The organism is Desulfuromusa ferrireducens, assembly GCF_055389805.1.
Window position 1 is genome coordinate 3,119,757 of record NZ_AP042415.1, and the last position, 12,297, is coordinate 3,132,053.

Annotated in this window: 7 protein-coding genes; 2 read left to right on the plus strand and 5 right to left on the minus strand. The window is 49.5% G+C overall.

The features are described 5' to 3' along the window. Positions 1-133: 133 nt before the first annotated feature. The 4 genes from ACZ5PT_RS14000 to ACZ5PT_RS14015 all read right to left on the minus strand — a co-directional run bounded on the left by ACZ5PT_RS14000 (position 134) and on the right by ACZ5PT_RS14015 (position 8,554). Entirely contained in the window at positions 134-3,241 is a 3,108-nt protein-coding gene (locus ACZ5PT_RS14000) for an efflux RND transporter permease subunit (RefSeq protein ID WP_464263650.1), read from the minus strand. Further along, positions 3,216-4,322 (minus strand): efflux RND transporter periplasmic adaptor subunit, encoded by a 1,107-nt coding sequence (locus tag ACZ5PT_RS14005; RefSeq protein WP_464263651.1) that lies wholly within the window; start codon positions 4,320-4,322, stop codon positions 3,216-3,218. The genes ACZ5PT_RS14000 and ACZ5PT_RS14005 overlap by 26 nt, the downstream gene beginning before the upstream one ends. A 25-nt stretch (positions 4,323-4,347) precedes the next feature. Then, complete coding sequence (locus ACZ5PT_RS14010; RefSeq protein ID WP_464263652.1) at positions 4,348-6,729, minus strand: TolC family protein; 2,382 nt, start codon at positions 6,727-6,729, stop codon at positions 4,348-4,350. A 916-nt stretch (positions 6,730-7,645) separates the two neighbouring features. Further along, on the minus strand, positions 7,646-8,554 hold the full coding sequence (locus ACZ5PT_RS14015; protein ID WP_464263653.1) for a LysR family transcriptional regulator: 909 nt from the start codon (positions 8,552-8,554) through the stop codon (positions 7,646-7,648). Positions 8,555-8,669: 115 nt separating this feature from the next. Between ACZ5PT_RS14015 and ACZ5PT_RS14020 the strand changes: the two genes are divergently transcribed. Both ACZ5PT_RS14020 and ACZ5PT_RS14025 read left to right on the plus strand, forming a co-directional pair. Beyond that, positions 8,670-9,173 carry a lactoylglutathione lyase family protein gene (locus tag ACZ5PT_RS14020; protein WP_464263654.1) on the plus strand — a complete coding sequence of 168 codons (504 nt, stop codon included), beginning with the start codon at positions 8,670-8,672 and terminating at the stop codon, positions 9,171-9,173. Positions 9,174-9,542: 369 nt separating this feature from the next. After that, positions 9,543-10,544, plus strand: a complete 1,002-nt coding sequence (locus ACZ5PT_RS14025; protein WP_464263655.1) for a YhdH/YhfP family quinone oxidoreductase — start codon at positions 9,543-9,545, stop codon at positions 10,542-10,544. 1,375 nt (positions 10,545-11,919) lie between these two features. On the opposite strand, the gene ACZ5PT_RS14030 is transcribed toward ACZ5PT_RS14025, so the two are convergent. Beyond that, entirely contained in the window at positions 11,920-12,156 is a 237-nt protein-coding gene (locus ACZ5PT_RS14030; RefSeq protein ID WP_464263656.1) for a GSU3473 family protein, read from the minus strand. Positions 12,157-12,297: the final 141 nt, after the last annotated feature.

Consider the following 12,297-nt stretch of genomic DNA (forward strand, 5'->3'; position numbering starts at 1 on the left):
TGCTCCATATCTAATTATGGGTCTGAAGGGGTGGTTAGATCGGGCATTACTGTAAATCGCCTATTCCAAGAAAAAACCACGATCAGGTAATCGTGGTTTTTTGCGTATTTAAAAAGGAAATTTACAAGATTTCTTACACCTTCACCCGATAAAAAATTTTGTAGAGGGTCGGCACGAACAACAGAGTCAACACGGTAGCGAACAGTAGTCCAAAGATGATACTGATCGCCATCGGTTCCCACATCAGCCCTCCACCGTACCAAAGCGGGATCAGGCCGAGTGAGGTGGTAGCAGTGGTCAGAATAATCGGCCGGAACCGCTGCAGGCCCGCCGCGATTATTGCTTCTCCCGGTTCCCGGTGGTATTCGTCTATTTCAATCTTAATCCGGTCGAGTAAAACGATGGCATTATTAATAACGATCCCCGCCAGCGAGATGATCCCCAGGAAAGCCATAAAACCAAAGTAGGATTGGGCAAGTAATAATCCACCAACCACGCCGATCAGGCCAAGAGGGATGGTCAGCAGGACAATTCCTGCTTTTCTCACCGAATTGAACTGGCCGATCAACAACAGGACGATGATGAAGAAGGACAAGGGCAACTTGTCGACCACGGCGCTCATCGCCTTGCCACTGTCCTCCGCCTCCCCACCCAGCTTAAAGCTGTAACCGGGCGGCCAATTCTGCTGCTGCTCTGCCAACCAGGGTATCAACTGCTCGGTAATATCCTTGGCGGTGTAACCAGTTTTTAAGCCAGATGTCACCGTGACGGTCCGGTAAAGATCACGGCGCAGAATCTTAGCCGGTTGCCAGACCAGGTCGATATCGGCAACTTGCTTCAAGGGGACATTTGCCACTCCTCCCTGGCTGTTAATCGGCAGGCTTTCGAGCTGTTCGATGCTCAGGTCCTTGCGCTCACTGTTGATCATGATGATAGGAATCACCTGATCACCTTCCCGATAATCACCGACATCCGCTCCCGTCAGAATGGTCTGCAAAGACAGGGCGACGTCCTGGTTGGTGATACCCGCCAGCTGTGCCTTGAGCGGATCGATTCTGACGACGATTTTTTTGACCCGCATTCCCCAGTTGTCCGCGACATTTTTGCTGCCTGGCAACTGGCGGAGCTTTTCTTTCACAGCTGTGACGATCGGATCAAGAATTTCCGGATTTTTCCCGGTCAATCGGATCGAGACCGGATCAGCTGAACCCCCGCCGGTCTTGAGACGATCGACGACCGCCTTCAAATCGGGAAAATTGTTCAAGCAATAGCTGTCCAGACGTTCGATGACAACCTGATTGAATGCATCCGAAGTGGTATTGAGCAGGATATGCGCCGAATAGGAGTTCGCTTCCGGGGGCGAATAGCCAAGATCATATTTCGGTGCCCCCTCGCCCACATAAGCGGACCAACTGACCACCCCTTCCGAACGCTCGGGGGAGGTCGTCAGTTCATCTCGGATAAAACCTTCAATCTGTTGCACGACCTGATCGGTTTTTTCGATTGCCGTGCCGATCGGCAGTTCAAGGTTTGCCGAAACAACCGTCTTGTCGCTGTCCGGCATAAACACGAAGGGGAGATAACCCATGCCCCAGAGTGAAATCATGAACAGCACCACCACACTGACCAGCAGAACCGCCGGACGCTTGAGGCACCAGCGGATCAACTTCTCATAAATATCCTGCGCCTGCTCGAAGGCCCCTTTTTTAGATTTGAGTTGCTCCGCTTTCGGTGTGACGCGAATGAACAGAATCCCCAAGAGTGGAATCACCGTCAGAGACATGACCCAGGAGCAGAGCAGTGCACTTGTCACCACCAGAAAGATCTGCCCCATGATCTCTCCCATGGTCGACGCCGCCAGAAAAAAAGCCAGAAAAGCTGCTGCAGTCGTTAAGGAGGAAACCAACAACGGGACCGAGAGTTCACGGCAGGAGGCAATAGCCGAAGCTGTCGCCGTTTCACCATCCTCCATTTTCACCATCATCGATTCCGCCATGACGATGGCATTATCGACTAGCATCCCCAGGGCAATAATCAGTGCCGCCAACGAAACCTGGTTCAGGCCGACCTTAAGGATGGTCATCAGCAGGATGGTCATGACAATTGTCGAAGGGATCAGGCTGGCGACAACCAGGCCGGTTCGCAAGCCGAGAAAAACCAGCATGGTTCCCAGCACGACCAGCACCGACTGCAGAAGGTTGGCGGTGAAATCACTGACCGATTTATCCACCACCAGGTCTTGGGAAAATGAGCGCCGGAATTCAACCCCAATCGGGTAGACCTGTTTATAGTCATCGATCTGCCGATCAACCAGATGGCCGAGTTGGACAATATTGCCCCCCTGTTTCAGATTGACACCAATGACGATACCGCGCTCTCCGTTCACTCGCACCTGACTTTTGGGTGGGTCGACATAGCCGCGCCGGACCTGCGCAATATCACCCAAGCGGACCAGATCATCGCTGCTGCTGGAAAGCAGCATCCGCTCCAGATCAGCAACCGACTCAAAACTTCCGCTCGGTTCGAGAATTATCCGCTCATCATCAATTCGGATATTCCCCCCGGAGAAAAGGATATTGGTCCCGGCAAGCAACTTTTCGACCGCGGTTTTCGATAGCCCCAGCTCTGCCAGCCGGGCATTGTCAAATTCGAGGTAGATCCGCTCCGGCTGATCGCCGACAATTTCAACCTTGGCGGCATCGGGGATTTTAATCAGACCATCGCGGATCTCATCGGCGATTATTTTCAGCTCGGCATAGGAATAGCCGTCCGCAGTCAAACCGATCAGGATGCCGAAGACATCACCTAGTTCATCATTGATTTCCGGTCTGACCCCGCTTGGCAGGGAACTCTCCAAGCCTTCGACTTTGCGACGGATCCGATCGAATATCGGTTGCAGATTGAATTCTTCTTCTTTGATACTGACGGTGACAATAGAGAGACCGGTTCGCGATTCACTGGTTATAAAATCGACCTCAGGGACCTCCTGCACCACCTTTTCGATGGCGTCACTGACCAGCAGTTCCACCCGTTCGGGTGAGGCCCCGGGAAAACTGGTCACGATACTGACTGCCCGAATCATAAAGGGCGGCATATCATTGCGCGGCATATCGTTAAAGGTCGTCACACCAAGTAACAGCACCACCGCCAGCAGGGAGAAAAACAGACTTTTATTCTTAATGGCCAGTTCCGTCAGATTCATAATCTCTTTCGCTTCACTTGGCGGGAGAGGCTTTGTCAAACCGCACCTTCATGCCTGCACTGATTTTGCTGACCCCCGAAATCACAACCGCGTCACCTTCCTGCAGGCCGTTTCGTATCACGAATCCCTGCTGGGTCAATTCGCCAACCACTACCGTCCGGCGTTCAATAATTGCAACATTTTCCTGATCCGTTGTCCCTAGCAGGTAAACGTAGTTGCCGGCCTGATCTTCAGCAACAGCGCTGCTGGAAACCTTCAGGGTGTCACTGGCACCTCCGGCAAAAGTGAAGTTGACCTCGGCGGCCATCCCCGGACGCAGTCTGGCATCCGGATGATCCAAGCGGATCGTCACCGGAAAGGTGGAATAATCAGCGGCGACATAAGAGACTTCGGTCACCACGCCGGGATATTTTTGCTCCGTCAGGGAAGAGAACTGCACGCTGACTGCAACGCCGGACTGGATATCCGAGATATAGGCCTCCGGCACTCCAACCCGGATTTCAATATCCTTGCTCGAAGAGATAACCGCGATCACTTCCCCGGTGTTGATGTTTTCATTTTTTGCCACCGGGACCTCAGTCACGACACCGGTCATCGGTGAGAATAGCTGACTGTACTGCTGCTGGCTTTTCGCCAGATCGAGCTGTTTGAGCCGCGCGGCGTAGTCGGCCTTGGCCGAGGCATAATTGTTTTTCGCCTGTTCATATTCACTCAGCGCAACATTATTGTTTTCGTACAGTTCCCGGATGCGCGCCAAGTTTGCCTGGGCGTTATTCTCCTGCACCTGAGAATTGAGCACTGCCGCCTTGGTCTCTTCATATTTCAGCTGCAGATCACGATCATCCAGCGCAGCGATCAGATCGCCCCGTTGCACCATCTGCCCCGCCTTGACCTGAAGCGTCTGCAGAGAACCACTGACCCGGAAACTGAGCTTGGTTTCCGTCGCAGCAACAGAAACCCCCGAGAAGGAACGGATCTTCTGATCGCTGCCTTTTGCAACCAGCTGATAACGAACCGGCCGGAGGATTTCTTGAGCCGTTGGCTCCTCCTTACTGCAGGCGACCAGAAGATTGAGCGACAAAAGCAGAAACAACCCGATAAATGTGCGCATTTTTTTCATCAGCATCCCATGACTCTGCTAAGACTTAGCGTGAGTCCATAAATTTCTGGAAACGGAGTAAAAAGGCCTGTTGATCTTCAAGTGAACTGGTGATCGAAAAGCTTCCCATCGCCCGTTCGACCTGAAGCAGGCTGGCATAGTAATCATAGACAGAATTTGCTGCCGACTGTTCCGCGGCCAAGGCCGAATTCTGGGCATCGAGCAAGGCTGTAATGGTTGCGGTTCCCTGCGCATAGGCATCCTGGACCAGTCGATAGTTTTCTTGTGCCGCCTCAGCCGCCGACTTGGTCAGCTTCAAGTTTGCCGATTTAACCCGCAAGTCGAGAAGGGCATAACGCAGAGCCAATTCCACTGAACGTCCTGCATTGAGAAGCTGTTGCCGCAATATATTCCGCTCGGCTCTTGCCTGCCGGACTTCAGAGTTGATCGCGCCGCCAGCGTACAACTCCCAACTGGCATTCAGGTTAAGATTCCAACTGGTCTCGTTATCAGGCAACAGGTTAGAACCGACCCCGTCCCGAGCCAGCACCTCATCGACATTCCCCCGCAAACTAAGGATCGGCAGCCAGCGCTGTCGCTGGTTGCTAAGGAGAAACCGTTCCTGAGCAGCCAGATTCGACCTGATCTGCTGCAACTCCGGCATGTTGGCCATTGCCTCCAAAGCTAGAAATTGGGTTAATTTTTCCAGGGCCTTCGAGGTGTTGACCGCCGCACGAATCTCGTCACCGCCATAGCGTTTCAGCATGTCCCCTGCAAGATCAACGTCCTGCAGACTGAACTCCTGGTTGAGGGGGCGACGCAAAAATTCATTCAGCCCGATCTTGGCCTGGCTCAGAGTGCTTTGTGCCGCAAGCCGATTGCTGGTGGCTGTCGCCATTTCACTCTTCAGACGGAAGACGTCCGCCGCTCCCGCGTAGCCGACCCGCTGGCGATACTCTGCCACCTGGTAGTTTTTCTTCACTAGTTCCAAATTGTTACGATTGGTCCGTTCGACAGACCGCGCCTGCAGGATATTCAAATAATTCAGCCCGGCGGTGAGTATCGTATCGTAAAGCACTTCCCGGTACTTTTCCTGAGATGACTTCAGCAGATGTTTCTGCGCGGCCAGATTGGCCTGTGCTCCCTCTGAGTAAAGCAGTTGGTCGAGCGTTAACGACCCGCCGAAAGTCTCTTCCGCCTGGAATGCCGCGGCGCTGTTTTCGTCGACCCGGGTTGCAGAAACTGCTGCGTTAAGTGAGGGGAGTAAAACCGCCCGGGCTTGGGCAACATTCTCCACCGCCGAGGTTACCGCGAGTTGCTCGATGTCCAGGGTAAGGTTGGCCTGCAGCGCTTGCGCAACCACCGTCTTAAAATCAAGGTCATGGTCGCTATGGCTTTGATCTTGGTCAATCAGGTCAGCACTGGCCAGAGTTTCCCAGGTGGGGGAAAAGTCGATCTGTTTGGCGGTCTGCATATTCAGGGTCAGGCGTCGCTCGAAGCTCAGCAGGGTCGGCATAGCTGCCGGATCAATACCGGCGAGAATCTGTTCGATATTTAAGGCGATTCGGCGACTGAGTTTCTGCAGGTCGGTTTCCGGGGCAGACCCGGACAAAACACCACGTTTGACATCAATCACCCCTTGAAAGGCATAGCTGGGAAGTTTCAGTTGTTTGACATGATCGATCAGCTTCTGCTTTTCGGCATCGCTCAGCGCATAAAGGCCACCGAAAAAGACCGCGTCCGCATCAGCTGGAAACTGGTTGAGCAATAAATCGATATCACCATCATAGGTGATGATTTTTGTTTGACTGCCTTTTTGCGCGATGAAGGCAGTCAGTAACTTATCGAGATTCGGCAACAATGCCGTTAGTTTTTTATCCGTAACAACGGTCAGGTTTTGATAAGGGAAAATTCCGTAAAAAGAGTCCAGATCAGCGCCAAATTCACGCGATTCCAGAATGTAGGTCAGATTGTGAACGCCCGATTTTTTATCTGTGGTCAACGGGATCTGCTGCAGAAAATAATCGAGGATTCCCAACAAGATAAGAGGCTTGGGATAGCTGGGGTGTTGAGCAAGTACCGCTGAGTTCAGCGCGCCAACCGCAACAATGATATCAATTTGAGGATCGGCCAGTAGTGCCCGATAATTCTCTACCACACTATCGTGTGACCAGCCCGAGGTCCGGCGCTTTTCTTCCGGGAGGCTGATCGTATATTGATTGCCAAGCAAGCTACTGACTTCCTGGCGGAGCTGGGTCACAAATCGTTCTCTGGTTTCATTATCGATATCAAACAGCAGGCCGATTTGAACCTCACCAGACTTTTTCAACGGTGCTGCCAATACCACAGAACTGCTGGCAAACATCAGGACGACAATCAATAAGAAAAGCCGGGTTCGAAGTGAAGCACATTGAGTTATTGTAGACATCACGACCCTCACAATAATTCCCAACATAATTAAATCAGGAATTTGTTCATTAAATGCCCCCTTGAAAACAAGCTGTGCGTAAACATCACAGATTTTCAGCTTTCCCCGCAAAAGGCAGAAAACGCAGTAGCATAAAACTATTGAAATCATATCTTAGATAGTAAGGAATTCAATATGTGTGGAATGGCAGATCAATTATCCAACCATAAATTCTAGAATTCGGGAAAGGTGCCCCATCCAGTTTAGATCGTCTAGAGAGAGGGTACTATTCATTTTACGATCCCTGATTTACCGCACACTCGGCTGATTCATTGCAATTTGCAAAACTTAGCCATTCAGGCAGGGGAATTTAGGCAGATTTTAGGGCAGAAGGTAGCGACAGGACATTTGGAACGGCCAGAACCAGGCTGCCGATCCGGCTAACCACCTGAAATCAGAGTCGTCTTGGCCTGGAGTTTCGCAAATGTCATGTCATAAGGTTGGATTGTTGCTGACTAGCCAGTTTCCGGTTGCTTAGCAAAGCGGAAAGTTTCTGCCAAAAGTCCAGGCATTTTGAAAAACCACGATTTCCCGTCCCGGTTTCAAATTAAAGAAAAAAGCTCTCAGCCGAATTCAATTCGCAAAAGTAGTAAGTTTGGAATGTCCAATTCCTGCAAGTGTCGATTTGTAGAACATTTAGCAGGGGCTACTTGAGCTCGAAAATGCCAACCTGGTCACAGTCAAGCGTCTCGGAAGTTTCTCCATATCTAATTATGGGTCTGGAGGGGAGGGGTGGCTGGGTCGAGAATGTCTTACAAATCGCTACTTCCCATAAAGACTGTCTGATTAATGCCGCAAACCAAAAAAACCGCATGATCTGGTAATCATGCGGTTTTCGCGTGCTTAAAGGGGTCTGAAAAACACATAAAACGTTCTGCTATAAGGCGGTATTATCCGATAGTTTCACGCTGATTAGCTCCGTTATCTTCTTGATGAACCAATCATACCGCTTGGGCAATGTACGATATCTTTTCCTGGCCAAAAACAATTCGTCACGAATAGGATCATTTAGGTTAGGCACATAAAGCAATGATTGACATTCGAATTGCCAGATCGCCGTCTGCGGCAGGACGGTAAAGCCCAACCCTTCAGAGACAGGGATTAAAATCTGACTGAGTTGATTGATATAACCGGTTTTTTTTATCTTTCTTAAACCTTGGTAAGCCCCCTTGAAGTTGGCGCTCAACAGGCGGTCAGCATAGTGTGCACCATCGGGATGATCGATAAAACCAAGTGCGTTTAGGTCTTCAAAACTGGGGGTCTGGGCAGCATAGGTGCTTGGCAGTACCAAACATAGAGACTCAAAGCCGAGCGCCTCGTACGTCAGATCAGTCGATGGAGCTGGTTGAGTGACGAGTCCTAGATCAATGGTATTTCCCAGCAACCCTTCCACAATCCGGTAGTTAGGGGCCGCTTCAATAGAGACCGCGAGTCCGGAGTGGTCTTTCTGCCGGTTCAATAGATGTGGATAGAGAAAGGTTGCCATCGCCCCCGAACAGGCAATCCGGCATTCCCCTTTGTGTTCGTCATCAAATTGTAATTCACCGAACAGTTGCTCTTCCTCTTGCTTTCTCTGACAACCGAAGCGGTAGAGCGTTTCCCCCTCCCGGGTCAATTCAAACCGCTTACCGACCCGATTTAACAAAGCAACACCAACCTGCGCCTCCAGCTTTTTGATCTGCTGGCTGACCCCTGGCTGAGTCATATAGAGCTTTTCAGCCGTCTGGGTGAAGTGGCCAACCTCGACCAAAATAAGGAAAGTGTGTAGCCATTGTTGGTTAATCATCTGAAACTCCATCCATAACTATTAGTTATCATATAGATAATATTTGATAATTTTTAATTTTCAAGAAGTTTATTTATAATGACTCCAACATAAACACTTAAACAAGGAGTTGAGTATGACTAATCCATATCCACGCACCTTTTCTCACATTGGCATTTCAGTCCCTGACCTAGAGGCGGCAGTAAAATTTTATACCGAGGTTCTTGGTTGGTACCTGATTATGGAACCAACCAATGTTGTTGAAGACGAGAGTGCGATCGGTGAAATGTGTACCGATGTCTTTGGTCCCGGCTGGGAACGCTTTCGCATCGCCCATCTGTCAACAGGTGACCGCATTGGTGTCGAGCTGTTTGAATTCAAAAACCAGGTTAACCCTGAGAATAACTTCGAATACTGGAAAACAGGCGTATTCCATTTTTCGGTACAAGATCCCAACGTTGAGGAATTGGCCGAAAAGATCGTTGCAGCAGGTGGTAAACGTCGTATGAAAGCACCGCGTTACTACTACCCGGGAGAAAAGCCGTATCGCATGATCTATATGGAAGACCCGTTCGGTAATATTTTGGAAATCTACAGCCACAGCTACGAACTTCATTATTCGTCTGGCGCGTATCAATAATTGTTAGCAACGCAATCTGCCGATCGTCGTCAAGCAGACACAGGCAAATTGCTAAAGTCCCCCAACAACAAATTAAACTGCCCGCCAGAAATGGTTGGGCTGTTTAGTTTGTTGGTTCGCAATGTTTTAATTTCTGCAAGTGTCGACTTATTGGACATAGAGCGAGGGTGATTTCAGCCTGAAAGTACTGGCCGGAGCTAAGCGTCTCATAAGTTGCTCTGCGTTGTTTTATAGATCAGGAAATTTGACAAAGTTTAAAGTGTTCGAGTAGCCAGGGTCGATTCGGTAATCCGGTTTATGTTAAAGTTTAAACGTCTTGTCGGGTCAATGACAACAGGTCAAACCTCGCGTCAATTTAAGGAGAATGGCATGGAAAATATCAGTTTCAAGGCCATGGTCGTAACCGAAATAGCGAAAAAACAGTTCACTCGCGAGATCAAACAAAGACAGATTGATGATTTGCCGGACGGAGATGTGCTGATCAACACTCAATATTCATCTCTGAACTATAAAGACGCACTCTCGGCATCAGGGAATAAGGGTGTTACTCGGAAATATCCACATACACCAGGAATTGATGCCGCTGGTGTGGTGGCGGAAAGCAAAAGCCCTGAATTTAGGGTGGGAGAGCAGGTCCTGGTTACCGGTTATGATTTGGGCATGAACACCTCCGGGGGCTATGCCGAGTATGTCCGGGTTCCTGCGAACTGGGTCGTCAAACTACCGGAGAACCTAACTTTACGCGAGAGCATGGTCTATGGTACCGCAGGTTTTACCGCAGCCCTGTCATGTTTCAAATTGATCAACAGTGGAGTAACTCCGGACAAAGGGCCTGTCCTTGTGACCGGGGCCACAGGTGGTGTGGGCAGTATCGCCTTATCAATCCTGGTGAAAAGTGGTTACGACGTGGTTGCGGTAAACGGCATTGTCGATGAAGCGGAGTATCTTCTTGAACTCGGGGCCAAAGAAGTGATCAGTATTGAAGACGCTGATGATCAGAGTGGTCGGCCACTACTGAAACCACGCTGGGCCGGGGCCATAGATACAGTTGCCGGCAACATCCTCTCAACGGCGATCAAAACAACCCAGTACGGTGGGTCAGTCACCTGCTGCGGCAATGTCGGGGCGGCCGAACTTCACTCCTCGATCTTCCCTTTCATCATAAATGGTATCACTCTATTTGGCATCGACTCAGTGAACTGCCCGGTCGATATGCGCATGAAGGTCTGGAACAAGATCGCCTCTGATTGGAAGCTTGACCGTCTTGAAAAGATCACTACCGAATTACCCTCTCTGGAAGCGCTCGAAGAGCGTATTGGCCTTATCTTGGAAGGAAAAAACAGAGGCAGAGCAATCGTCAAAATTCCATGATAATCACGCTATTTAAACCACAATTTTTTATGGCCACCCAGCTTAAGCGCGGGGTGGCCATTTGCATTTCAAAAGTTAGGATTTAACTTTTTAGTACAATAATCCGCACATTCTAGATCATTCTGAAAAGTAGTAAGTTTTGACAGACAGGCTCCCCCCGGATTATTGAAAGTGTCGACCTGTGGAACATCGCGCAGGAGTTACTTCAGCGCGAAAGCGTCAACCTGGGGCAAGCGTCTCGGAAGTTACTTCATATCTAATTATGGGTCTGAAACTTGCGTAAATCGAACATTACTGGAAATCGCCACTTCCAGTAATGTTCGATATGTACCCTATTTAAAGAAACGCCCACGATGAGGTAGTCGTGGGCGTTTTGCGTATTTAATCAGGTTACATTTAAAAAAGCCGTCGGAGAATTTCCGGCGGGTTTCCTGTTCCAAAACGTCTAAATTTTGACAAAGCCTAAAGTGAAAGGCCCGCCACTTGCCGCGCGGGCCTTCTAACTATTCTGCGAGTTTCCCTGGTCACGGGCTCTTCCGGCGCTCAATGGTCGCCGGTTGCTGTGTAGTACTCATCATTGGATCGGGCGTAGTTTCGATAGGCAAACCTCCTTGCTGGGGTTAGCGAATCTAAAACATCCTACACCTACATTATACAGCTATCTGGCGACTATTACACCCCTCCCAGATCAATTAGTAAATCTAGGCTGCGGCGGGTCTCAAAACTTGTGAGATGGTCGCTTCATGGGAAAGGGTATTTGGTTGAATCGATCCTCTCATCACCCAAAGCAAATCGACCAAAATAAACACGGTTATTGCTGGCTGGCAATTGAGACTTGAGTGATTTCATTGCTAATAATTTGCGCCCAAATAGGCTTCAATGTCCTAAACCTACACCAAAAACAATAAGGTTCATGCCACGAGCGCCGTATTATTCAGAGAAGGAGAAATGAAAACATAAGCAAATAATAGCTGAAAGCTTGCTATCTATCAAACACTGTTTACAATTGACTTGGCGCTGTTAAAAAACTTGAGAAGGAGGGCTGTATGCGTAAAGTTATCTGTTCGACCTGCCGGTTCCGCTACAAAGATGTAAGGCTGCCACAAGGGATGATCCAATGTGCCTTGACGAACGCTCAGAAGAAGGAGATAGCGCGACGGAACTGCCAAGATCACAGTGTTTTGTCTTTCTAGTAAATTTCTATTTTTGAATCATTTATTCAAGGCTCCCAGATTCGGCGGGGGTCTTTTCCTGCAATCCTATGACCGTTAGTCAGAAAGTAGTAAGTTTTTAAGATAGCTGTCGCTCTGATCTACATAGCGGAATGGCGGCTTCGAATCAGGTCAAAGAGCCGCATTGGGCTACTCGATGTTTGCTAAAAGAGTGAATCTGAATCAACAAGGCTGTAGGGGTCTGCACTTAGGTACGATCTTCTCTCCGGGTCCTTATGATTTATTGGTATGTCAGCCTTGCGAACTTGCGGCAAATCAATATCAATCCAACCATCAGACCGCATGAATTTCGTAATCAATCTGGTTTCGATCAAGGATGTCAACATTGGCCCAGTCACAAAACCATGATTGCCATTCAGGTACTCAACACATAGCAGCATAAACCCACCCGCCCCCCCTGTTTTTAATAATGAAACCGTTACTACCTATGCCTGCATTATATCATTAGCGTTCCCTATTGCAATTTCATTGCTTGTCCCCCCGCAACAGTTACGCAGGTCATGCCGAGTGAATCGCCACAA